General features: G+C 56.4%; 21 protein-coding genes. 10 read left to right on the top strand and 11 right to left on the bottom strand.

Going from position 1 to position 23,922, the window contains the following annotated elements:
• Positions 1 to 76: 76 nt before the first annotated feature.
• The 8 genes from NNA36_RS15990 to gcvA form a co-directional block, all read right to left on the bottom strand.
• Positions 77 to 1,285, bottom strand: coding sequence for a site-specific integrase (locus tag NNA36_RS15990; protein WP_255108847.1), 1,209 nt, complete (start codon positions 1,283 to 1,285; stop codon positions 77 to 79).
• Positions 1,286 to 1,374: 89 nt separating this feature from the next.
• Positions 1,375 to 1,749, bottom strand: coding sequence for a hypothetical protein (locus NNA36_RS15985; RefSeq protein WP_255108845.1), 375 nt, complete (start codon positions 1,747 to 1,749; stop codon positions 1,375 to 1,377).
• A gap of 14 nt (positions 1,750 to 1,763) precedes the next feature.
• Positions 1,764 to 2,423: an FMN-dependent NADH-azoreductase gene (locus tag NNA36_RS15980; protein ID WP_255108843.1), complete on the bottom strand. Its 660-nt coding sequence runs from the start codon at positions 2,421 to 2,423 to the stop codon at positions 1,764 to 1,766.
• A gap of 95 nt (positions 2,424 to 2,518) precedes the next feature.
• Positions 2,519 to 3,790: an amidase family protein gene (locus NNA36_RS15975; protein WP_255108841.1), complete on the bottom strand. Its 1,272-nt coding sequence runs from the start codon at positions 3,788 to 3,790 to the stop codon at positions 2,519 to 2,521.
• On the bottom strand, positions 3,787 to 4,674 hold the full coding sequence (locus NNA36_RS15970; protein ID WP_255108839.1) for a polysaccharide deacetylase: 888 nt from the start codon (positions 4,672 to 4,674) through the stop codon (positions 3,787 to 3,789). Before NNA36_RS15970 ends, NNA36_RS15975 begins: the two co-directional genes overlap by 4 nt.
• A gap of 15 nt (positions 4,675 to 4,689) precedes the next feature.
• Entirely contained in the window at positions 4,690 to 6,201 is a 1,512-nt protein-coding gene (locus tag NNA36_RS15965; protein ID WP_255108837.1) for an amidohydrolase family protein, read from the bottom strand.
• Positions 6,191 to 6,874, bottom strand: a complete 684-nt coding sequence (locus NNA36_RS15960) for a DUF1989 domain-containing protein (protein ID WP_255108835.1) — start codon at positions 6,872 to 6,874, stop codon at positions 6,191 to 6,193. The genes NNA36_RS15965 and NNA36_RS15960 overlap by 11 nt, the downstream gene beginning before the upstream one ends.
• Before the next feature lie 97 nt (positions 6,875 to 6,971).
• Positions 6,972 to 7,898 (bottom strand): transcriptional regulator GcvA, encoded by a 927-nt coding sequence (gcvA, locus tag NNA36_RS15955; RefSeq protein ID WP_255108833.1) that lies wholly within the window; start codon positions 7,896 to 7,898, stop codon positions 6,972 to 6,974.
• 163 nt (positions 7,899 to 8,061) lie between these two features.
• Between gcvA and NNA36_RS15950 the strand changes: the two genes are divergently transcribed.
• The 4 genes from NNA36_RS15950 to NNA36_RS15935 all read left to right on the top strand — a co-directional run bounded on the left by NNA36_RS15950 (position 8,062) and on the right by NNA36_RS15935 (position 12,652).
• Positions 8,062 to 9,591, top strand: coding sequence for an ABC transporter ATP-binding protein (locus NNA36_RS15950; RefSeq protein WP_255108831.1), 1,530 nt, complete (start codon positions 8,062 to 8,064; stop codon positions 9,589 to 9,591).
• The gene (locus NNA36_RS15945) at positions 9,588 to 10,673 is read left to right on the top strand and encodes an ABC transporter permease (RefSeq protein WP_255108829.1); all 1,086 of its coding nucleotides are present in this window, start codon (positions 9,588 to 9,590) and stop codon (positions 10,671 to 10,673) included. Before NNA36_RS15950 ends, NNA36_RS15945 begins: the two co-directional genes overlap by 4 nt.
• A gap of 3 nt (positions 10,674 to 10,676) precedes the next feature.
• Positions 10,677 to 11,609, top strand: a complete 933-nt coding sequence (locus NNA36_RS15940; protein ID WP_255108827.1) for an ABC transporter permease — start codon at positions 10,677 to 10,679, stop codon at positions 11,607 to 11,609.
• Between the two features lie 89 nt (positions 11,610 to 11,698).
• Positions 11,699 to 12,652 carry a BMP family protein gene (locus tag NNA36_RS15935; RefSeq protein WP_255108825.1) on the top strand — a complete coding sequence of 318 codons (954 nt, stop codon included), beginning with the start codon at positions 11,699 to 11,701 and terminating at the stop codon, positions 12,650 to 12,652.
• A 554-nt stretch (positions 12,653 to 13,206) separates the two neighbouring features.
• Here NNA36_RS15935 and NNA36_RS15930 read toward each other — a convergent pair.
• Both NNA36_RS15930 and NNA36_RS15925 read right to left on the bottom strand, forming a co-directional pair.
• Complete coding sequence (locus NNA36_RS15930; RefSeq protein ID WP_255108823.1) at positions 13,207 to 14,574, bottom strand: sensor histidine kinase; 1,368 nt, start codon at positions 14,572 to 14,574, stop codon at positions 13,207 to 13,209.
• Positions 14,571 to 15,242, bottom strand: a complete 672-nt coding sequence (locus NNA36_RS15925; protein ID WP_255108821.1) for a response regulator transcription factor — start codon at positions 15,240 to 15,242, stop codon at positions 14,571 to 14,573. Before NNA36_RS15925 ends, NNA36_RS15930 begins: the two co-directional genes overlap by 4 nt.
• A 139-nt stretch (positions 15,243 to 15,381) precedes the next feature.
• Between NNA36_RS15925 and NNA36_RS15920 the strand changes: the two genes are divergently transcribed.
• The 5 genes from NNA36_RS15920 to NNA36_RS15900 all read left to right on the top strand — a co-directional run bounded on the left by NNA36_RS15920 (position 15,382) and on the right by NNA36_RS15900 (position 21,704).
• Positions 15,382 to 16,470, top strand: a complete 1,089-nt coding sequence (locus NNA36_RS15920) for a tricarboxylate transporter (RefSeq protein ID WP_255108819.1) — start codon at positions 15,382 to 15,384, stop codon at positions 16,468 to 16,470.
• An 84-nt stretch (positions 16,471 to 16,554) separates the two neighbouring features.
• Positions 16,555 to 18,585, top strand: a complete 2,031-nt coding sequence (locus NNA36_RS15915) for a tripartite tricarboxylate transporter permease (protein WP_255108818.1) — start codon at positions 16,555 to 16,557, stop codon at positions 18,583 to 18,585.
• 11 nt (positions 18,586 to 18,596) lie between these two features.
• The gene (locus NNA36_RS15910; RefSeq protein ID WP_255108816.1) at positions 18,597 to 19,694 is read left to right on the top strand and encodes a 4-oxalomesaconate tautomerase; all 1,098 of its coding nucleotides are present in this window, start codon (positions 18,597 to 18,599) and stop codon (positions 19,692 to 19,694) included.
• Positions 19,691 to 20,509 carry a universal stress protein gene (locus NNA36_RS15905; protein WP_255108814.1) on the top strand — a complete coding sequence of 273 codons (819 nt, stop codon included), beginning with the start codon at positions 19,691 to 19,693 and terminating at the stop codon, positions 20,507 to 20,509. The genes NNA36_RS15910 and NNA36_RS15905 overlap by 4 nt, the downstream gene beginning before the upstream one ends.
• 199 nt (positions 20,510 to 20,708) lie before the next feature.
• A complete protein-coding gene (locus NNA36_RS15900; RefSeq protein ID WP_255108813.1) occupies positions 20,709 to 21,704 on the top strand; it encodes a D-2-hydroxyacid dehydrogenase family protein in 996 nt (331 codons plus the stop codon).
• A 205-nt stretch (positions 21,705 to 21,909) separates the two neighbouring features.
• On the opposite strand, the gene NNA36_RS15895 is transcribed toward NNA36_RS15900, so the two are convergent.
• Positions 21,910 to 22,914 carry a LysR substrate-binding domain-containing protein gene (locus tag NNA36_RS15895; RefSeq protein WP_255108811.1) on the bottom strand — a complete coding sequence of 335 codons (1,005 nt, stop codon included), beginning with the start codon at positions 22,912 to 22,914 and terminating at the stop codon, positions 21,910 to 21,912.
• A 31-nt stretch (positions 22,915 to 22,945) separates the two neighbouring features.
• On the opposite strand from NNA36_RS15895, the gene proX reads away from it, so the two are divergent.
• Positions 22,946 to 23,902: a glycine betaine/L-proline ABC transporter substrate-binding protein ProX gene (gene proX / locus NNA36_RS15890; protein WP_255108809.1), complete on the top strand. Its 957-nt coding sequence runs from the start codon at positions 22,946 to 22,948 to the stop codon at positions 23,900 to 23,902.
• The last annotated feature ends 20 nt before the right edge of the window (positions 23,903 to 23,922 follow it).

Here is a 23,922-nt window from a genome sequence, read left to right as displayed (position 1 = left end):
GCTTCTCAGGTGTTTTGAGGTTTTCGGAAACGCATTGTGAAACCCTGCTGGTTTATTCGTATCTTCGGAAACTATCCTAGTTTCCGCCGCTGTGAGCATAGTCCGCCCACGCCTGCATCATATCCACACGTTGCTCTAGTAAGTCTGTCCGGTGATAGGCTGCCTCGGTTGCATTCTGGATTGTGTGAGCCAATGCGCGTTCTGCCAGATCTCTAGCATATCCGTTTTCTGAAGCCCAATCTCGGAACGTGGAGCGAAATCCGTGTGCTGTTGCGGGGCGGTCTGGTGTATCGCTAGCAACCTTGTGATCTCGGAGCAACTTCGTCAGCGTCATGTCGCTAATGGGCGATTTTCCATTGTGTGAAAACACCCAAGGTCCTTCATGAGCAAATGACCGACGGCGTTTCAAAACCCGAATTGCTTGATTGCTCAATGCTACCCTATGGACAACACCAGCCTTCATTCTTTCAGCAGGTACAGTCCAAACTTTTGAGTCCAAGTCAATTTCTTCCCAAGTAGCTCCACGGACCTCTCCAGATCTGGCGGCGGTGAGTATGAGAAAGAGGAGCGCCTCGCGACCCGCGCTTTGACGTTCGCCAAAAAACAGGTCTCCCATCATAATTGGCAAACTTCGCCAAGGCACAGAAGGGTGATGCGTGACGCGATCCCGTTTGGTTTTTTGTTTTGGTAGAAGAACAGTCACCGCGGATACGGGATTACTTGTCGCTAGCTCCTGCGCTAGGCACCACGTCATAACCAGTTCACAACGTTGGCGAACGCGACTTGCGGTTTCAGGTTTGGCAAGCCAGATGGGTTTTAGCAGTCGGGCAAAGTCTGCGGTTGTAAGAGTGTTGACTTCGAGATCCCCAATGACAGGAAAGGCATACTTTGACAGTGTGTTGATCCACTGGGCACTGTGTTTCGCATTCTTAAAGCCTGGGGCAATATCCGCATAGACACGGCGTGCGGCAGTCTCAAAAGTTAGGTTTGAGTTTTCCAACCGTTGAAGGGCTTGCTCTCGTTGGCGCTCAGCCAATGGATCGACGCCGTTTTCAATAAGAACGCGTGCAGAAAATGCTGACTTTCGTGCTTGTGCAATGCTGACGGTAGGGTATGCGCCAAGTCCCATGTCTCTACGTTTTCCCGTTTCCGGAGACACAAACCTGAGAATGAACTTGCCAACGCCTACGGTTTTTCCCGCATGTAGATAGAGGCCGGGTACGCCTCCGACACTAAGGGACTTTTCTCTTGGCTTTAGTTTGCGAGCTTTAGCATCTGTCAACATGTTTGCCTCTCACTCAGCCCCACATTCAGCCCCACACAATGAACGAGTTTGGATGATGATGATTGTTACGGATTGATAGCTGCGGGTGGTCAAATTTGCAATAAATAAGGAAAAATACCAATAAAATGAAGTTGATTTAGACGCAGGGTTACACATAAATGGCGGACTTCGTCTCCGCCATCACCAAGAAAAAACCACCCTACGTTCGTATTGGGATTGGTGGGGAACCTGATTTTTAGATTTGGTTCTGCAAGAACGACCGGGTCCTTTACAACTGGCAACATCATGCGGGTAGTCTTGCAGAGCAGTCGATACGTTGTTTCCCGATTTGCCTGTGTGGCGTTGAACAGCGACTTGAACCACTCAACTACGAGCACAGGGCGCAACCACCTGCCTTGTTCGCCTAAAGGTGTGGCCGGACGGAAAAGTAGAACCTTTTCAGTTGGTCTGGTTCTACTTTCCATATTCTGGCCAATTGTCAGGTAAGCTCACGCGCAATGTCACGTGCCCGGGCCTGAGCCGCGGCCACTGATGCTACGTGGCGATCATCAGCGAATTCCTGATACTCGGCTGCGGCTTCGAACATGCGCTCTGCGCCGAGGTATTTGCGCAATGTGTTGATATGCGCCGAAAGGTGACCCGAGCCATCGCGAATGCCACCGGTCTCAAAGCCGAATTCACCAGCCGATGTCAGCAGCACCAGGGTTTTGCCTGACATGATCGGTTCCAGGGGGAAGTCGCCGCGCGCCAGATCAAATGTAAACGTCTTGTTGATCCTGATGATCTGATCAAACCAAGCCTTCAGGGCTGCGGGCATGCCGTAGTTGTACATGGGCGTCGAAATCAGCAGGATGTCGGCGCGGGCGAGTTCGTCAATCAGAGTATCAGACAAGCTGACCAAGGCATTCTGTTCGGGAGTGCGTTCCTCTTCTGGCGTAAAGACGGACGCGATCCAATCGTTGGAAATGAAATCCGGCGGGGTCATTCCGACGTCACGCAGAATGATTTCGACGTTGGGATCAGCTGTTTTCCATTCTTCCACGAAACTGTCCGCCAAAGCGCGGGAAATGGAGTTGTAGGCAGCAACAGGGTTGTCGGTGCGGCGCACGCTGGCGTCAATTCTCAGGATTGTGGTCATCTTGTCACCTAGTCAGTTTGCAATCGGTTTTTCAAAGGTGAAGCCTGTGACGGGCAGCGACAAATGAAGAGAATTCTGAATTGCGTGAGCCAACTTCACCCATCGTTTTCCTCTGAAAAAACCCTCTCCAGAAAGGACGCGGTCGCAAGCACATCCGGGTCGCTATTTGCTGCGCCGCTTAGGGATAGGCTGTTCCCTGCTCTCCGTTCTCCAAAGGGAAGGGCAATTGTTGGGGCGTCGAGAAAAGCGGTTTTCATCGCTATCGACAGGATCAGAGCGTTTTCCCGTGCAAAGACATCTCTATCGCGGATCACGGCCTGAACGGAGGGCGGGTACCACGGCAATGTCGGGTAAAGCAGCATCTTCCCCGACAGTTCCCTGCCAAAGTTCGAAATGAGGGTTCGGCGGAGTGCCAGCATTTCCTGCAATTCTGAGTCACGGATTGAGGCCGCTTGCGCCAGGCGATCCCGCACATTTGGGTCGAGTTTGCTAAGTTGGTCTCCTACCAAATTCGGCACAAGACGAAAGGCTTCGGCACTCACCAGCGTTCCATAGGTCTGGAACACCTTCGTAACGCGCGCGAAACTTTGGAGATCAACCCTTTCCAAATCGATGCCATGATCGGACAGTTTCTGGAGGGCCTGATTGTACATCGCCCCGATTTCCGGGGAACATTCTACCAAGGCATCGTCGTTCAGGCACAGAATTTGACGACAGACGCGCCCGGTTTCTTTGTGATCCGACAAAACGCGATCCACGGCGCAAACCTGACTGACATTCGAAGCAAGGGGGCCGGGTGTATCCAAGGAAGGCGCCAGAGGAACAATCCCGGCGCTTTCATAGCGGCCCATCGTTGGGCGAAACCCCACCAGCCCCTGACAAGCGGCCGGAATGCGCACGGAACCGGAGGTATCCGTCCCCAAGGCGATATCCGCCAGCCCCAAGGCAACGGCTGACGCCGATCCGCTTGAGGATCCGCCCGGCACCTTGGTGCTGTCCAGGGCATTCATGGGGGTGCCAAAATGCGGATTCACTCCCAGTCCGGAGAAGGCGAATTCCGACATGTTCACATGGCCCAGAATGATCGCGCCAGCGGAACGGAGCCTGGACACGATCGGGGCGTCGTTTTCTGCTGGATGAGGAGCGATCGCCAAGGACCCTGCGTGGCTTGGGAGCGCTTGCACGTCGATATTGGCTTTTACTGCAACGAACTGGCCATCCAACGGGCCAAGCAGCCTGCCTGCGGCCTGCCGCGCGGCGGCGGATTGGGCCTCCTGCATCAGTGTATCCGGGACAACGTTAACGAAGACCTCGCGCTGCGCGTCGAGCGAAGCCAGAAACCCGCATGCCCGTTGAAGGATGTTCATGATGTCAGGACCGGAGCTCGATAGTAGGGCAGCTCTTCTACCCGCACGCTGTGCCGATCTGCCTCGTATTGCGTGCGCACATGCTGCGCGATCTCTCCGAGCGTAGCGAACCAGACATCCCCTCTTTCCAGGATGCTTTCGATCCACTTTTCGACTTGCCGCCACCGCGCCAAACGTCCGGTCAGGAAGGGATGCCAGATGCCAATCCAGAAGCCACCCGCTTCGTATTGGGCTTCGAATTCCTCCCAAAATGGGGTCAGCCCGGCGCGTGGTCCGGCAACGGGCATCATGTACCCGATTTCCTCAAAGTGCGCGAACTGGGGCCAGTCGTCGGTCCCCCAGTGAGGCGGGAGTTCGACCAATGTCCGCCCGCCGGATCGCATGAGGTATGGCACATCATCCGCCATCAGCGAGCTGTCATAGTCGAATTTATGCTTGTTCAGCAGGTCGATGACAGCTTGCGTCACGTTGTAGACCGGCGCGCGATAGCCCTTTGGTACATTGCCCAGAACCCGCTTGTGCGAGTCCAGTGCGCGTTCAAACCAATAGGCTTGTTCAGACGCGCTATGGTTGGTTGGGTCTTCATGCAAATGGCCGTGATGGCCGATTTCGTGACCATCTTTCAGGATGGCTTGCATGGCATCTGGGTACTGTTCCACGACCCATCCGGGGGCGAAGAAAGACTGTTTCAGACCAAGACGTTTGTAGGTTTCCAGAATCCGAGGGATGGCAACTGTTGGCCCGTAGCGCCCCATGGAGATTGGATAGAGACGATCATGCCCGTCGACCGGCTTTGCGATATGGATCAGGCTGTCCGCATCTATATCAAAGGTGATTGCACAGGCGCATTGCGCGCCGTTTGGCCAAATAATCTTCTTCTGCATGGTCTTGCTCCTCTGTCACAATTGCGGGGTGTTGTTGGTCAGCCAATCGTCATACCAGCGCTGCAATGCGGATTTGACGGCGTGATATTCACTGGCGTTCAGTCTTTGATCCGCGGCCTGTTGCATGGCGTCGGTGATGTTTTGGAGAATTTTCTTTTCGTCGCAGTTTTTGATTTCACCGTGGGAAACGGCCAGTTGCCCGTCGGTGTAAACGCTCTGGATATCGGTGGATTTGGCCGAACTGACCAGCAGCTCTACCGGGTCGGTGCTGGGGTCCAACCAAGGCCCTTCAAGACGCTCCAGACACAGGATCACGAAGTTTGCGCGTTTGCCGATGGCCAGGCTTCCGATGCTGTGATCCATGCCCATCAGGCGCGCGCCACCCATGGTGGCCATGTCGAAAACGTCTTTCGCCGTCAGGCTGGGGGTTGCCGGGTCACGAGACCAGTAGAGGCTTTGTGCCAAACGCATTTCGGCGAACATGTCGTCGTCGCCCGCAAGGCTCGTTCCATCCATCCCCAGGGCGAGGCTGATGCCCATCCGTTTCATCAATGGCGCGGGGGCAATGCCGGAGCGTAGCCGCAAATTGGAGCTGGGATTGCAGACGATATGCCCGCGCGCCTTGGCCACGCGCGCCAGATCTTTTTCACTGGCCCAGACCATATGCGCCAAGGACAAGCCATCAGTCATCAGGCCAGCTTCGCACAATTGCGCGATGGCACCCTTTGAACGCCCGGCTGTGGCCGACAGGTGTTGTAGCCGAGACTCCTCGGCGTGGGTGTGAATACGCTGGCCGCTTTCGCGGGCCGCCTTGGCGATGTCGCGCAGGATCTCTTGGCCTGTCCAATGTGGTGCTGTGGGGCCAAACCACACATCAGCGCAATCAAAAGTCCTGTATGCGTCGTGCATTCGAGACAGAAGCTGCACAAAATTTGTCGGATCAATACGTGAGCGCGCAACGTGCTGACGTTGCAGTTTGCACCGAAGGCCCTCTGGCAAGGTCTTTAGAAACGACTGGCTTTGCCCGTTTGGATGCACAAGCTGGTTTTGCCATCTCTCGCCCGGTGCGATCGCACAGGACAAGCCAAGCCGACTATATGCGTCGATTTTGTCCCTGATCTTCGCTTCGGCAAGTGCCGCTGTCTGACCTGCGGTGCAGGCATCCACAACACCCGTCACCCCATTCTTCAGCAAGCGAATTGCCGCGTATTCGGTGGTAAGGCGCGACGCAATATCGGCCGCGCCTGCGGAGGCGAAAATCCAAGGTTCCAACAGGTCATCCCGTATCCCTTGGTTGATCAGGTTTAGCCCATAGCAATGGTGGTGGGCATTCACGAACCCGGGCAGGATCGCCGTGTTGGTGTCCGAGTGCACCCTTGCGTCGGGAAAGCGTGATTGCAATTCGACCAGCGGTGCCAGGCCAACGATCTTGCCGTCCAGAACATAAAGTCCAAAGTCTTTGTGACTGTGGAACGCATCTTCGATGATCCAGCGGGCGGAAAATATGTCACCGCCGTCAGCCTTCATGGACGACAAATTCCAGGGCGCTTGGTTGGCCTTCATCCCCATTGACCGGAGTGACATCCTGCGGGCAGGCCGACATTACGGCGTAGACTGGCATCTCGGCCTTGAAGGTAATGGCTTCCCCCGGTTTGGACACTGGCGCCGCCCATGCAAGGCTGCCATCAGGGGCAACCGGGACGTTCATCCAAAGATTGAAGGGGGCTGGCACAAGCGGTGCTTTTTGCCCGATGACAAGCAGGGCCTGCCTCAAGTTGTCGGCGCAGTTCTCGTGGTAGTGGGGCACCCCAAGTTGCTTGTACCGGTTGGCATCGCAAGCGGCGATCGTTGTGTCATGAACTCCCGGCGACGAATCTTGGGTCAGCGTCAGAAGCGGATTGCGAAGATTGCTGACCAACGAGTCACCAACCTTTGGAAAAACAGACAGAAGGTCCGTATGCACGTGCGACATGGACATATATTCGTGCAGCTCTGCGGCATTGAAGGCCCAGAAATCGCAGACTTGCCAGCCGGTCGGATTGGTGATTGTCAAAGTCTGTCCAGTGGCCAAATACACTGCGACCCCGCTGCGTGCTGGTACCGTGTACCGTTCTGCAATGATCGGGAGGCCGTCTGCGGAGACCGAGCTGTCCATCGTTTGATTGAAGCCATCGGGTTGAGAAGGGTCAAAATTTTGCATGTGCAAGAACTCCTGATTAGGGGCTCAGAAACGCATGCTTCACGGCAATTTAGAAATGACAAAAATTCAAGCGACGGATTAGATTGTGGCGGCTTCTTTAGTCTTCGAAAAACCGTCGACCTACGGCGCTGTCGCGAAATTCATCCGCCTGGTCCAAGAGCCATTCGCGGAACACGCGCACGCGTGCACGGTTGGCGTAAGTCTCTGGGCAGACAAGAAAATAGCTCTTGTTTTTCAATGCCGTGTCAAAGGGTGCGACCAGCATGCCACGTTCCAGAAAACGTGCGGCGGCCAATAGGCTGACAAGGGCCACGCCATGACCATCGCTTGCCGTCAACAAGCAGATGTGTTCCTCGGAGTAGGTTACGTAGGGCTCAACTGCACCGGTTCGTAAGCCAACCGCATCCATCCAGCGTTCCCAGTTCGGATCCACGTCTGAAAATCCGCTCCATTGGTATTCGATCAAACGAGACTTCAGGAGGTCTTCTGGAGAACCCAGTGACCCAGCCTTTTCGGCGCTACAGACAGGGGCCACCCAGTCATTCAGGACCCAGGCCACATGGCTGTCAGGGTAATCGCCATGACCGTACCGAATGGCGACATCTACATCGCTGGATTTGAAATCCACCAAGTGATCGCTAGACAGAACCCTTACCGAAATCTCCGGGTATTTCTCGTAAAAGCCTCGCAGTCGCGGGCTAAGCCAATTGGCTGCAAACGACCCGGTTGTCGAGATTGTCAAAGTGCCCGCGAGGTCGTCTTCTTCCAGCGCGAGAGAGGCGGCTTCGATGTTCTTGAAGGCCTCTATGATGTGCGGCGCGTAGTTGGCCCCATCTTCCGTCAGTTTCAAGGCGCGGGTCAGCCGGTGAAACAGGGGCACCCCAAGTTGATCCTCCAGCGATTTGATCTGATGAGAAATAGCCGTCGGAGTAACGCATAGTTCATCGGCGGCATCCTTGAAGCTCAGATGTCGGCAGGCCGCTTCGAAGGCCTGAATGCTTTTCAACGACGGTATCTTCGCCATGGTGCGCGGCTTTGCTCTCCTGATGGGTTGTTGTTTCGTTACTCTACTCTAACCCGATTGCCCGTTCACATGTGGGCGAAATTCTCACCTGTGAGGTGAAATCTTCTAATTTGAGAAGACGGGGCATCCTCTCTTGAATTTGGGTGAAAGTTGGGAGGTTGTCTTGGAACCATTTTTGAAAGTCACCGGCATCGACAAGTCGTTTGGCGCTGTGCGTGCATTGCGCGACGTCAATCTGCTGGCCTCAAAAGGCGAGTGCATTGCGATTCTGGGTGAAAACGGAGCGGGGAAAACCACGCTCGCAAGCGTTCTGATCGGATTGTATCAGCCCGATAACGGCGAAATCACACTGGGAGGAACACCTGTTTCGGTGACCAGCCCAGCAAAGGCGATTGAGCATGGGATCGGCATGATCCACCAGCATTTCAGCCTGGTTGGCGCGATGACCGCCGAAGAGAACATTCTGATAGGTTTGCCCAGCACAAAGAGGGGTGCCGAAGCGCGGGCGCGCATTCGCCAGCTTTGCAGGGACTTTGACTTTGTCGTGGATTTTGACATCCGCGTCGCGGAAATGCCCGTGGGAATGAAGCAGCGGGTGGAAATCCTCAAGGCGTTGTTTCGCGATGTATCGATCCTCATCCTGGATGAGCCTACCAGCGTGCTTGCCCCGACCGAGGTTGCGCCGTTTCTGCAAGGGGTGCGCAAGCTGGTCGCCAACGGCTGTCTTGTCTTTTTCATCAGCCACAAGCTCGATGAAATCCGCGAAATTGCCGATCGCGTCATGATTATGCGCCATGGGCGTGTCGAGGGCATTCTTCCGGTTGCGACCACGCCTATGGCCCAGATGTCAGCGCTTATGATGGGAGAAACACCGTCCGGCGAAACGGGTGAGACGCCCAAGGCCAAAAGGGCCCAAAACGACACCATCTCTGAATGGGACGCCCTGGTTGTCTCTGGTGTCTGCCTGACCGATCCAGGCGGCGCGGAAATACTGAAGGATGTGACCCTCACGGTGAAGGCTGGCGAAATCCTTGGCATCGCCGGGATCGACGGCAATGGTCAGACCGAGTTGAGCGAGGTGATCACCGGTCTCAAAAGGCAGACCCGCGGTGCCATCCTCCTGAATGGTACGGAGATATCCAGCGCCTCCATCGCTTCGCGCATAGAAGATGGCATCGGCTTCGTGCCCGAGGACCGCCATGCCGAAGGTTTGGTTCTGTCGCTGAGCGTCGAAGAAAATCTGGCCTTCCGCTCTATCGGCGAAGACAGGTTCAAGTCTGGTGGCCTGATTTCCCGGCGTGCGATGCACGAGATCGCGAACGACGTGATTGCGGGTTTTGACATTCGGCCCCCGGACCCGAAGTTGAACGCATCTGCCCTATCGGGTGGCAACCAACAAAAGATCGTTCTGGCCCGAGAAGTGGCCCGCGCGCGCAATCTTTTGGTCGTCGTACAACCGACCAAAGGGCTTGATGTCGGCGCAACAGAGTTTGTTCAGAACCAGATCCGCGCCGTCGCCCAAAGCGGTGTGGGGGTTCTCTACATCTCCACCGAACTTGAACATGTGCTCGACATCTCTGACCGCGTCGCCGTGATGGCCTTTGGCCGGATCACAGGTGTTGTCGATCCAGAAAACACAACTCTTCAAGACATCGGGCTCTTGATGACCGCAGCGCCGGAGGAGGTACAATGAACAGATTTACCATGCAACGCCGGATCGGGATTGCCTTGTTGTTGGCGCTGAGCGTCGGCGGTGTGCTGATCCTGCTGGACGGGCACAACCCGTTTGAAGCCTACAAGGTTCTGTTCCTGGAATCCTTCCTGAACTATTGGGGCTTCTCCAATACCCTCGTCAAAGCCTCGCCGATGCTTCTTGCTGGGCTGGCCGTGATCATTCCGATGCGCGCTGGTGTGTTCAACATCGGTGGCGAGGGGCAGATCTATATTGGCGGGTTGTTCGGCGCTGTGTTTGCTTTGGCGGTCCCCGATTTGCCCGGTGTTTTGGGCGTGCCGCTGATCTTTCTCGCCGCCGCCGTTGGCGGGGCCTTCTGGGCGGCAATCCCCGCGTATCTCAAAGCCTACCGAGGCACGAATGAGGTCATTGTCACGCTCTTGATGAACTTCATCGCGATTCACATCGTCAGCTACGCCGTGGCCGGGCCGCTCTTGGCTGAAGGCGCGCCATACCCTTATTCCGATGAAGTCTCGGAAGCCTATCGCCTGCCTATTCTGATGCCGCAATCTGATACCCATGTGGGCTTTGTTTTCGGGCTGGCGATGGCGCTCATCTTGTATTTCTGGCTGCGCTTCACGCCATCTGGGTTCCAACTCGATCTGGTGGGGCGCAATGCGCGCGCTGCGGCCTATGCCGGTGTCGATCAGAAAAAGACCATCATCCGCGCCATGTTGATCGGCGGCAGCCTTGCAGGCATGGCCGGCGCGATCGAGGTGATCGGGTTGAAGTATCGCCTGTTCCACCTGTTTAGCGATGGCTACGGCTATGACGGAATTGTTGTCGCCTTTCTCGCGGCCCTTAACCCAATTGTCGCGCCGTTGACCGCGCTTTTCCTCGCGGGGCTCTCCGCCGGGGCAGGCACGATGCAACGTGCCGTCGGAGTCGACAGTTCCGTCATCGAAGTGGTCGAGGGGCTTGTCGTGGTTCTTGTCGCGGCCGCTCTCGTGGCACCGCGAAACGGGTCAAAACCCATTCTGAAACGTCTGGTGGAGAACCTGCGACTGCGCCGCCAGACACAACGCCAACAGAAAGAGGCATAGGCTATGATTGATCTTGTTTTGCTGGGCGACATCCTTGCCGGAACCGCCCGATTGGGGACGCCAATTGCGTTCGCTGCCCTTGGTGGGGTGATCGCGGAACGCGGCGGGCTGTACAACATCGGCCTCGAAGGTCAGATCCTTGCCGGCGCGCTTGGTGCCGCGGCAGGTTCCTTCGCTACGGGCTCGGCCATGATCGGGCTCGGGTGCGGCATCGTTTGCGGCCTGATTTCTGGTTTGCTTCTTGGGTATATGTCTATCCGCCTGCGCATAAACCAGCTGGTTGGCGGTATCGCGCTGAACCTTCTTCTGGCGGGTCTCACAGCGTTTCTGTCCCGCCAGATATTCGGCGCTCAGGCCGGAGGGGCGCGGGTGAACGGGTTCTCGCAGATCAACATTCCCTTCCTGTCGGATATTCCCGTTGTGGGACCGTCCCTGTTTTCCCAGGATCCGCTGTTCTACCTATTGATCGGCTTGGCAATCGTGGGCTGGTTCTGGCTGATGAAATCCCACAAGGGGCTGGACCTGCGCGCCGTTGGTGAAAACCCGAAGGCTGCGGATCTGGCTGGGGTTCCCGTCTTTCGCATGCAATTCCTCGCGATCGGAGTCAGCGGTGCTCTCGCGGCGCTGGCTGGGGTGCATCTGGTCTTGTCGCAAGTCTATGTGTTTGCGGAAGGGATGAGCGCTGGCAAAGGGTTCATTGCGCTTGCGGCCATCATCTTGGGCCGTTGGTCGCCGGTCGGCGCAATATGCGCGGCGCTCTTCTTCGGCTTCTGTGATGCCGTGCAGTTCAAGCTGCAATTCACGTCGCCAGAGATACCCTATCAGCTCTTCCTGATATTGCCTTACCTGGCGTCGCTGATCGCTCTGGTGGCTCTTGGCGCCAAGGCCAGCGCACCTGCCAGCGTTGGGCTGCCCTACGATCGAGAGCATCGATAAATCTCAGCCGTGACGTGAGAAACCATCGTTTTTCACGTCACGATCCTCCCGTCACCCTGACAACGCATATCCAATAAGGGAGAAAAGCAATGCAACTGAAATCCAAACTATTGGCGGGGCTTACAGCGCTGATGTTGGCAGGGCCTGCGGTGGCTGAAGGGATCGAGCGCGCCGCGATCGTCATGCCCGGATCGATTTCCGACAATGGCTGGAACCAGGCTGGTTTCGAAGGTCTCACCCAGGCAGGGGATGCACTCGGCTTTGAAGCCGCTTTTTCCGAAAGCGTGCATCAGCCGGAGCAGATTGAAGTCCTGAGCGACTATGCGCGCCGGGGATATGATCTGGTGATCGGCCACGGTGGAGAATTCCAGGACGCAGTGGAACGCGTCGCAACCCGCTTCCCAGATACCATGTTCATGGTGAACAACGGATTGGGCACAAAGGGCAACATTGCCAACGCGGACTTCTATTTCAGCCAAATCGCCTATCTGATGGGCTATGTCGCGGGTTCCATGTCCGACACAGGCACCATCGGCATCATCGCGGCGCAGAAGTTCAAGTTCACGACCGACACGGTTGCGGGCTACGAAGCGGGCGCCAAGGCGGCCAATCCCGACGTCAGTGTTCTGGTTACCTGGACGGGCGATTGGGATGACATTGCCAAGGGCAAAGAGGCTGCCCTGAACCAGATTTCCCAGGGTGCCGATGTCGTCTGGCCGACAATGGACAGCGCGACGCTGGGCTCCATGCAGGCCGTTCAGGAAAAAGGCGTCTATGGCATCGGCATCTATCGGGATGCAATCAACGAATGGCCGGAAATCCTGCAATCCGCCATCCTGGATGTCCGTGGCAACATGCGGTCGTACCTGGAGCTGGCAGCAGCCGGCAAACTGGAAGGCGCGCTCTATCGGGCGGATATGGGCAATGAGCGTGCCATGCGGATCGGGTCTTTCCACCCGGACATCCCGGCAGACGTTGTGGCCGAAGTCGGTAATCTAATCGAGGCCATGACGTCAGGTGACTTGGTTGTAGAACCTCAATAAAACCCGAAACCAAGCGATCCTCTTCTTACTATCGCCCCCAAGCCTGGGGGCGTTTTTTATGTTTGGAGAAACCATTGATAGTGTCTTTCACGAGTGCTGGATGGGACTTTATCTCCCTCGACTTCACAGAAGTCACATTGTTGTTCGTTTCCAATTTCCGGTTCGATGATGCCTGAGAAAGGACAGCGCCCGCAGAGCCTAGGGTGCAACTATACAGGTGTTCCTTCAGCATCATCTTGGCAAACTTTGTAATCAGGTATCCCTGCGCATTGCAGCCTCGATCACACGAGCTTCGAACCGTCTGTTCGCTTCGTTAAACACCAAGGTTCGATTTGCCGAAAGAAGTCTCTGTCTACCTGGGCGGTGTCCTATTGGTTGCCAACTACCTTTCTAGGAATGCACCAGGGAAGTGAAATGCATTTGAGTAGATTCGAACTAGCTCAGCTTAAACTCAGCAACTTAGTTTACCAAACACCCTAGCGGTCACGTTGAATTCGCAACGACTGCCTTTTCAAAAGGCATTGCTTTGGCTCCTTCCAGTCTGCAAAAATCGCTCAAGTTGCAAGCATGAGCTCCATGGTCAAGCTGGCGCCCATCGCCACCCTGTCTATAGACAGCGTTCCGCCGTGCCTCTCTGCAACTGAGGCTGCGATTGCCAGGCCCAGCCCGCTGCCATCGGAAGGTTGGACTTGAGAAAAACGCCCGAGCGCAAGCTCTGTGTCATCCGGAGAAAGTCCCGCTCCGTCATCGCTGATCGTAATCAGTGCAGTCTCGTCCTGTTGGCGCAATGCAACAGTTATGGAAGTCATTTCAGCGCCCCCATGTTTGAGCGCGTTGTCGATCAGATTTTTGACCGCCTCAGCAATGAATATCCGGTCCCCGCACACTTCAATGCTCCTATCCGGAGCAACCCATTCGAAAGCCAGGCCCCGAGAGAGTACGTCCGGTGCCATATCTTCACAGACATTCTGTATCTCCGCTGCAAGATCGAATTGTTCCATGCGGGTGGAAGGCATGGGTTGTCGCAGGCGATCCATCGACAGCAATTGATCGGTCACGCGGGCTGCTCCGCGGGCAGCGGTCACAAGTTCTTCAATTCTCTGGTTTCGGATTTCATCGGAGGGTGCATCGCGCAGAGATTCCGCCATGGACTGGACCGCTGCAGCTGGATTTCGGAGTTGATGGGCGGCATTGGAAATAAAGACCTGATGGGCGGAGATGCTCTCTTCCACTCTTGCAAACAGACGATTGAGAGTTGCTACGATGCCCTGTGCTTCGATTGGAACGGGGCGTTTGATGCGGCTCAGGTCGTCTGGTGACCGGATAGCGATTGCATCCTGCAGATCCAAGAGTGGACGCAGGCCACGCGCCACGGCGAACCATACGACCAGTGCCAGAGTTAGAAGCAGCCCTCCCATCAGGGCGGCAGCACGCTTGGCGAGCTGAGATGCAAATTCGTTTCTGTCGGAAATCCGTTGCCAAACCGTGACTGTCGAATTGCCTGTCATGCCATCGATGGTCGCGCGTTCCATGATGCGCAGAACACGGACAGGTTCTGCGCGGTATGTTGCTTCGAAGTACAGCGGTACATAGAGGTCTCCCCCCTCCGGTTCGCCATGCGGGGGCGGGTAGGCATAGCCCGTCACATAGATGCCGCCGGGGCCGGTGGCGTGATAGAAGACTTCACCACCGGCTGCGTCCCTGATCAGATCGCTCGTGGAGGGGAGCAATGCGTCTCCGCCAGAGATCGCCACATCGCGCGAAATGGCGAGCGCCGCCGACAGGAGTGAGCGGTCAAACAGCTCCTCGGCAGTGCGTTGTGCAACGGAGACGCGCCAAAACCCAAGCAAGACCGCCATCAGAACCAGCGGCGTCAGGATAAGGAAGAAGAGCCTTTGGCGCAGCGAGTAGACGCGGGTCATCGCGCTGTCACTTCAAGCATGTACCCCAGACCGCGCGCCGTCTTGATGGCGATGCCATGAACGACCAGTCGCCGCCGCAGCCGTGATACGTGAGGTTCGACAGCCGTATCGTCGACATCAGCCCCGACGCCGTAGACATGATCCGTCAGATCCGCCTTGGAGACAATTCGACCTCGCCTTTCCAGAAGGCACTCCAGAACAGCAAGCTCCTTGCGGGGAATGTCCACCGGTGCTCCGTTCGCTGTTACATGTCGCGTGGTCTTGTCGAATTCAATCCCACCGATAGTGTCCTTGGCACCAAACTCAAGGTTCTTGCGGCGTGACAGCGCACGGATGCGCGCTTCGAGCTCATCCATTTCGAAAGGTTTCACAAGGTAGTCATCCGCGCCCAGATCAAGACCTGTCACCCTGTCCTCGATCTCGCTGCGTGCGGTTAGCAGGATAACGGGGGCATTGTCTCCACGCTCCCGAAGCGCGCGCAGAATATCCAAGCCGCTCTTCCCGGGCAGATTAATATCCAGGACGATCAGATCGGCACTTTCCTGTGCGAGGAACTGGTCCGCATCGCTGCCATCATGTAAGACATCCGCGGCATGGCCACGGTCTTTCAGTCGGTAAGAAATCGCTCTCGCCAAGGTTTCGTTGTCTTCGACGATGACTATTCTCATGTCCGCTCCCGCAAGGTTGGCGCAAGGTTGGAGTTCCATGTTGGTCACATCGAAGGGGGAATCAACCCTGCATTTCGAATCTCAATCATGGTGGCGTGGAGGACGTGACTGTGATTGTCTGGTCAACAGGGAGGATCTCATGACCGTTACCCAACTCACCCGTCGAGCCGTTCTAGGGCTGATTGCAGCTGCTGGTGTCGCAGCCCCGGCCGTTGCCGATGTGGATCTGTCAGGCAAAACCGTTGAATGGGTTATTCCCTTCTCCGAAACCGGTGGATCGGCGAAATGGGCCAACTTCTTCGCCCCGCTGCTGAGTGAGGCTCTGCCCGGCCAGCCGACGGTCGTCGTCAAGTTCATGCCGGGTGCAGGATCGACCAAGGGCGCTAATTGGTTCCAGGAACAGAAACACGAAGATGGCACTCTGCTATTTGGTTCGTCAGGGTCCACCCAGTTTCCCTATCTTCTCGACGATCCTCGCGTGCGCTATGAGTACAAGGACTGGAGCCCAGTCATGGCCTCAGGAACAGGTGGTGTAGCCTATCTGAATGCTGAAGATGGCGCCAAGTTTGACGGCTCTGCCAATGCTCTACAGGAGACGGACTTCATCTATGGTTCGCAGGGGGCAACCCGCCTCGACCTCGTGCCGCTCTTGGCGTGGCAGATGCTTGGTATGAATGTCGAGCCGGTCTTTGGCATTAAGGGGCGCGGTGACGGCCGCCTGATGTTCGAGCGAGGGGAAGCTAACATCGACTATCAGACCTCATCCGGTTACCTCAAAGGATCCGCAGAAATGGTTGCCAATGGTCAGGCCGTCGCGATGATGACTTGGGGGGCATTGGATGAAGATAGCAATATCGTGCGCGATCCGACCTTCCCCGATATTCCGACTTTCAAGGAAGTCTGTGAAGCTACCGATGGCTGCGAGACTTCGGGCGAAGCATGGGATGCGTGGAAAGCCTTCTTCGTTGCCGGGTTCCCGGTGCAGAAACTCGCCTTCCTGCCTGCTGGCACTCCGCAGGATGTGATTGATACCTACACAAAGGCATTCGAAGCCGTGGTCGCGCGGGATGACTTTGCCGACATCTCATCCAAGCGTGTTGGCAAGTACAAGGTCTTTACCGGTAACGGGGCAAACGCTGCTTTGGGCACTGCAACCTCGGTGCCGGACGCAGCCAAAGTTTACGTCACCAACTGGCTCAAAGAAGCCTATGGCGTCGAGCTGAAGTAAGCTCTCCTCCTCAAGGCGCGCGTCGGTTCGCGAGACACGAGCGCGCGCCACCCTTCTCTACATCTCTACAGAAAGGCGGCTCCCATGGAGGCTTTCGCCACAGCTCTTCCTGCGCTCGGTGAGGCGTGGGCCCTGATCCTGCAACCCGTTGTTCTTGGCTATCTGGTTCTTGGCGTCGTAATGGGGCTGGCCGTGGGGGTCTTTCCTGGACTTGGCGGCATTGCCGGGCTCTCTTTGCTCCTGCCTTTCATGTTCGGCATGGACCCGATCCTTGGTTTGGCCCTGATGATCGGCATGGTTGCCGTGGTTCCGACCTCGGACACCTTTGCTTCGGTGCTCATGGGCATACCCGGCTCATCCGCGTCACAGGCGACCGTGCTCGACGGTTTCCCAATGGCCAAGAAAGGTGAAGCTGCCCGCGCGCTTTCCGCCGCGTTCTCCTCGTCACTCTTCGGTGGGCTTGTAGGGGCCACTTTCCTAACCATATTCATCCTTGTCGCGCGCCCGATCGTTCTCGCTTTCGGTCTCCCGGAAATGCTGATGATTACCATCCTTGGCCTGTCCATGGTTGCGGTGCTTGCAGGTCGTATTCCCCTGAAGGGCCTTGCAGCAGCCGGTCTGGGTATCATGATCGGCACAATTGGCGAGGCCGATGCGGGCGGCAGCTTGCGCATGGCATCTTATGACATTCCATATCTCGCCGATGGTTTGAAACTGGTGATTGTCGGCCTCGGTATCTTCGCCATTCCCGAAATTGTTTCACTGCTGCGCCAGGATCGCTCGATTGCCAAAGGTGCCTCGCTCGGTGGCGGTTGGTTAGATGGTGTGAAGGATTGGTTTGCCAACATCTGGCTCTCGGTACGCTGCTCGATCATTGGGGTTGTTGTCGGCATCATTCCCGGCCTCGGTGGCTCAGTTGTCGATTGGATCGCCTATGGTCATTCTGTGCAGACTACCAAGGACAAGTCCAATTTTGGCAAGGGTGAAGTCCGTGGTGTGATCGGGCCGGAAAGTTCGAACAATGCCAAAGAAGGCGGTGGTCTCGTGCCGACACTTCTTTTCGGTATTCCGGGCTCGGGTTCCATGGCGATTTTCATTGGTGCCGTCGCATTGCTTGGTTCTGGCGACATCGAAGTCGGCCCCGGCATGCTCAAGAACAATCTCGACATCACATACTCTATCGTATGGTTGTTGGCGCTGGCCAATGTTGTCGGCACGATCCTCTGCATCGCAGCCTCTGGTGGTATTGCCAAGTTGACCACCATCCGCTTCACCTATCTCGCTCCTTTCTTGTTCATGCTCATTAGCTTTGCAGCTTTCCAGTCGGGGCAGAACTTCGAAGATCTTCTGGCGCTATTCGCGATCGGCTTGATCGGTATCTTCCTGCGCCGCTTTGATTGGTCGCGCCCGGCGTTTCTGATTGGTTTCGTCCTGTCGAATCCGGTCGAAAAATTTACCAACCAAGCCTTTCAGATCGCGTCCTTCCGTTTCCGCAAGAGCTTTGACGCAGGCCTTGAGTATGTCTTTAGCCCAATCGTGATCGTGCTTATCATTATTACGATGGCGTCGGTCGTTCTTGGCATTCGTCAGGCCAAGTCGATCATGGCCGAAGGCGAGGTTGAGTCGGGCTCCAAACGCGCGCCTCTCGTCTTTCTTCTGGTGATCTTGGGCTACCTGACTTTTGCTCTCGTCAATGCCAATTCGATCCCGGACTACAACATGACCGACAAGATTATCCCGCTTGTCGTGGGAGGCTTCTCGTTGGCCTGTTGCCTGATCCTGATGGTGCAGATGGTGCGCCGCCCCGAAGGCGACAGTATCTTTGCCGACAAGGAGGTTGCGGGTGAAGACGCGGATGCGCCCTATGGTCTTTGGTCTACGCTGGCGTGGTTCGCCGGGTTGATCGTTGCCACCTGGTTTGTTGGCTTCATCATCGCTTTGGTCGGTTTCCTGATTACGTTCTTCCGGGTTCGCGCCGGGGCTGAGTGGGGCAAAACTCTGCTTCTCACTGCCGTGGGTATCGGCTTCATGTGCCTTATGGCTGGCGCTTTGAACCGAGATTTTCCGCCGGGCCTTCTACAAAACGCTGTCGCACTGCCGTGGCCATTGAAGTGAGCGGGATAGTTATGACACAGACAGCTATTCCCTACATCTTCATGCGCGGCGGTACTTCAAAGGGCCCTTACTTTCGGCGGGAGGACCTGCCTGAAGACCTCGACACCCTGTCTGAGGTGCTCATCTCGGCGGTGGGGTCAGGCCATGCACTCAATATCGACGGGATCGGCGGTGGGGCCGCCGTGACCACCAAGGTCGCGATGCTCTCGATGTCAGATGACGAGTGGGCTGACGTGGACTATTTCTTCGCTCAGGTTTCGGTTGAGGACCAGTTGGTCGACTTCAAACCGACCTGTGGCAATATCCTCTCTGGTGTAGGCCCAGCGGCGATCGAGATGGGGCTCATCACCCCAACTGACGATCAAACTGAAGTACGTGTCCGTGCCGTCAATACGGGTGCGAGGATCATCGCCAAGGTTGCGACACCCGGCGGGCAGCTCGAATACGCGGGCGATACAGTCATTGCCGGAGCGCCAGGTAGTTCCGCACCGGTACAGTTGACCTTCATGGGTGTTGTCGGATCTTCAACCGGTGCCTTCCTGCCAACGCAGAACCTGCGCGATGAAATCGACGGGGTTGAGGTGACTTGCATGGATGTGGCCATGCCCGTGGTCCTGGCGCGCGCGCGTGATTTCGGACTGACGGGATATGAAAGCGCCGCAGAGCTGGATTCTAATAGCGCCTTTTTCAAGCGCATGGAGGCGATCCGCTTAGAAGCGGGGAAACGAATGGGGATGGGCGATGTCCGTGAGAGTGTGACGCCGAAATTTGCAATCCTTGCTGAGGCGCGGGCAGGCGGTACGATCTCTTCGCGATACTTCATGCCATGGAACACACACCCCACAATGGCGGTTACCGGCGCGCAATGCATCGCCTCTTGCGCACTTACTCCCGGAACAGTGGCTGATGGCATGCTGGAACGCCCATCGGACTCACCCGCAGAAGTCGTGCTCGAACATGCTTCGGGAACAATTGACGTGTTGGTCGATTTCACGGTCAATAATGGCTTTTCACTCAATGCGGCGGGTCTTGTGCGTACTGCCCGCAAACTGGCTGATGGCCATGTTTATGTGCCTACATCGGTCTGGGCCGGAAAGGAGTTCGCATGACTATCCGCAATATCATGGTTGCTTTCAATGGTTCCGAAAGCGCGGTCAGCGCACTAAAGTACGCTGCGAAGATGGCGGGGGACTCGGCCCACGTCACGGCAGTTCTGGCGTATTCAACCCATGAGGTTGTAAACAGCCGAGCGCCCTGGGTGCCGGCAAAGGCCCGCGAGATCATTGAACAGGCCAACGCCGATATTCTGAGTGAAATTGAGGCGCGGTTTGAAACGGCCAAGGAGGGTTTCGGGCTTGGCGGCAGACTGCATTTCCGGCGTCAAACCGGGCGGGTCGATGCGGTTCTTGCGGAATATGCACGAGGCTTTGATCTACTGGTGATTGGTCAAGATCAGTCCGAAGTCGTCGACGAGCATGTCACCATTCACCCCGACCGGATCGCACTGATGAGTGGTCGCCCTGTTTTGATCGTACCAAAGGGCCATGACAGGGGCGGGTGCCGCACCCATGCTGTCGTAGCCTGGGAAGGAACGCGGGCTTCGGCGCGTGCGCTCTCGGATGGCCTCGACCTTCTGGAAGCTCAAGGTAGGGTTACGGTTTTGACTTTGGGCGAAACTGAATTGGCGCGTCCGGTCGATGAGGTGCTTGATCACCTGCACCGGCATGGCATCGACGCTTCCCACGGCACCCTCTTGACGTCTCCCGGACCGGCGCGGGCATTGCTTGCCTATTGCACTGAAAAGGACCCGTGCCTCCTTGTTATGGGGGCCCATGAACACTCCAAATTCCGCGAGGATTTCCTCGGCGGCGTCACCACACGAGTGCTGCGAAACACGACAGTGCCTGTTCTCCTGTCCCACTGAAAAAGAAAGACCATGCAATCTTCCAAAATTCAGAGACGCGTCAACGAGTGCAAGAACAAGCTGGGCGTTTTACACGATGAGATCGGCAGCGTTTTTGCAGATAGAATTGCTGATTTCCGACGAGAAGGGACATGTCGTCTCTCAGAATTCAAGGCCCGATTTGCCATTTTGTTCATAGTTCTTTGTCGCGGGGTCTAAAATGAAAGTTCACATTCTTGATGACTGGTTTGACACATTGGGCAGCTTGCCCTGTTTTGAAAAGCTTCGCGGCCATGATGTGACGGTCTGGAACGATCATGTTGAGGATGTTGACGTGCTGGCTGAGCGGTTGCGAGAGGCCGACGCCGTGGTTTTGTTTCGCGAGCGAACACAGATCACGCGCGATTTGTTGAAGAAACTGCCCAACCTCCGGCTCATCAGTCAACGCGGTGTCTATCCGCATGTGGATGTAGAAGCGTGCACAGATCTTGGCGTGCTGCTGTGTTCCCGGATGCCCGCGGGAGGCGGCCCGAACTATGCCGCTGCAGAGCTTACATGGGCGCTTATCATGATGGGAATGCGCGACTTGCCTGCGCAGATGGACTCAGTAAAGTCCGGACATTGGCAGGTGGGCGTTGGCAAGACATTGCGGGGGCGTCGGCTCGGCCTCTACGGCTATGGCCGGATCGCCAAGGCGGTCGCGGAATATGCTCGGGCCTTTGGCATGGATGTCATTTGGTGGTCCTCCGAGGAGGGCAGAGCACGCGCTTTGGCCGAAGGAGAGTTTGTTTCGAAAAGTCGCACTGCTTTTTTTGCTGAAAGCGATGTGGTTTCGCTGCATGTGCGCCTCAAGCCCGGGACCCGCGGGGTCATAACGGCTGATGACCTCACCCATATGCAGCCCGGTGCTCTGTTCGTGAACACCTCGCGGGCCGGGTTGATCGAGCCGGGGGCGCTTTTGAAAGCGCTGAATGTTGGGCGACCCGGCAAGGCGGCCATTGATGTTTTCGATACCGAACCGCTGACCAACCCCGAGGACCCGCTTTTGGCGCATCCAAATCTCATAGCGACGCCGCATATCGGTTTCGTGACCGAAGACGAGTTTGAAAAGCAGTTCGCCGACATCTTCGACCAGGTGGTGGCCTATGCCAAGGGTGCACCGATCCAGATGATCAATCCGGAGGTTTGGTCTCGGCCGCGCACATTCGGTGAGTAGTGGCATCTAACCAGTTGCTCCATCGTTGCAGCAATCAGGACTTTTCCGGGAGAAGTTCAGCGAAAAGGAAAATAGGGTGTTGCGGCGGTGTATCCGAAAGGCAGGGCCTCCAATACATCCCAAATCCACTTGGAGGCTGTGACCTTGTCGCAGAGCCGCTCTACACTCCCCGTCCTACTCGAATATATTCAAGTCACGCCGTTGTTCACTCAGCGGCTTGAGATGTGATGCTTGCCTGATCGCGAACCCAATCGCAGAAAGTGGCCGCGTCTTTCCGGTTTTCCGTGGCATCAATGAGGTAGAAGAAATCCCGTTCGATTTCCGGGAACCCTTCCAGTTTTCTGAGTGATCCATCTGAAAGGTAAGGGTCCACCAGTGGGTTGCCGGCCAGGGCGATGCCTTGTCCTGCGATCGCAGCCTGAAGCATGTTGATATAGGTATTCAAGACCACGCCGCTGGACTCTGGCGGAGGCGGGATTTCGCAATTGCGGAACCAGTTCGGCCATCGTGCGCCCGGGCGGTAAATCCCTGAGAGGTGCAGCAGGTTCTCATTGAGCAGGTCTTCCGGAGTTTCCATACCTGTACGGGCCCTGTAGTTCGGGCTGTAAACGGGAAAGACGCGTTCCTGCAATAGAGGCGTCACGTTTTCCCAGTTTGGTGGCGTCTTGGAATATCGAATGGCAACATCGATCCCTTCGGCTTCGAGATCGAGTTTTCGATCGGACACCACGAGGTTCAATTCGATGTCGGGGTGCTGGTTGCTGAAATCGACCAGGCGCGGCATCAACCAGTAGGTGGCGAAGGCCGAGGTCGTGGTGACAGTCAAACGCGTGTCACTTGCGCGCGCCGTCGCGTTCAAAAGGGCTTCGGCAATTTGGTGCAGTGCTGGAGACACCTCGGTTTCCAAAGCACGCCCGGCCTGAGTCAGGGTTACCTTGCGATGATCCCGATAGAACAGTTTTGTTCCAAGTGCCTCTTCCAACTCGGCAATCTGGCGGCTGACGGATACACGCGTAACCCCGAGATATTCGGCGGCTCTTGTAAAGTTACTGTGTCGGCATGCCGCCTCAAAAGTAATCAAGTGAGGCAGCTTGGTAAGGGTTTTTCGTAAGTTTGCCATAACGCTGTGGTTAACATTTTGCTTCGGATTTTGGAACTTCACAATGCGCATTTTCTGACAAACCATGACATCAAAGATTAGCTGCGGCACCGATCAGGGCCCGCATTCATGGGAGGACATCATGAAACACTTCAAGAAAATCGCGCTGGCGACAGCCCTGTCGGCAACACTTTCCATTCCGGCTGCGGCGGCCGATATGCCCGGAAAGGGCGTGTCAGTGTCCCCCATCAAGGGCTCGCCCGCGAACGCCTGGTTCCAGCACATGGTCGTGCAGCTGGGGCTGGAGGCGCTGGGCTATGAAATGGAAGAAACGCTTGAAGCGGATTTTCCGGCTGTTCACCTCGCCGTTGCCTCGGGCGATGCGGACTACACGTTCAATCACTGGAAACCACTGCACAACGGTTTCTTTGACAAATCCGGGGGCGAAAGCGTCATGACTCGCGTGAACCCGGCGATCAAGGGCGCGGGGCAGGGGTTCTTCATGGACAAGAAAACCGCCGAGGCCAATGGCATTACCAGCATTCAACAACTGGGTGATCCGGCGGTGGCTGCATTGTTTGACGCAGATGGTGACGGTCGCGCCAACCTTTCCGGCTGCAACCCCGGATGGGGGTGCGAGATCGCGATCGAGGATCATCTCGACAACCTAAAACTGCGTGACACGGTGCAGCATGATCAGGGGAGCTATTTTGCGATCATGGCGGACACGATTACCCGCTACAACGAGGGTGGCTCGATCCTCTACTACACCTGGACCCCGAACTGGATCAGCGACGTGTTGGTGCCCGGAACAGATGTGGTGCAGATCGGTGTTCAGGCTGAAGGAGACATCGATACCGGGTTTGCAGTGAACGATGTCTACATTGTCGCAAACAACGACTTCCTGAAGGACAACCCTGCTGCCGCGAAGTTCTTTGAACTCGTCGACATCCCGATCGGTGCCGTGAATGCCGCACAGGTCAAACTGCGCGATGGCGAGAATACTTTGGACGATTTCCGCCGGCACGCCGAGGATTGGGTTTCCGCGAACCAAGCAACCTTCGACGGTTGGGTCGCCGAGGCGGCCAAAGCCAACTGATCCCTCCCTGCAACTCCCGG

Origin of the sequence: Shimia sp. CNT1-13L.2 (genome assembly GCF_024331145.1) — a bacterium.
Classification (GTDB): domain Bacteria; phylum Pseudomonadota; class Alphaproteobacteria; order Rhodobacterales; family Rhodobacteraceae; genus Shimia.
This window is presented reverse-complemented; position numbering and strand designations above follow the sequence as displayed.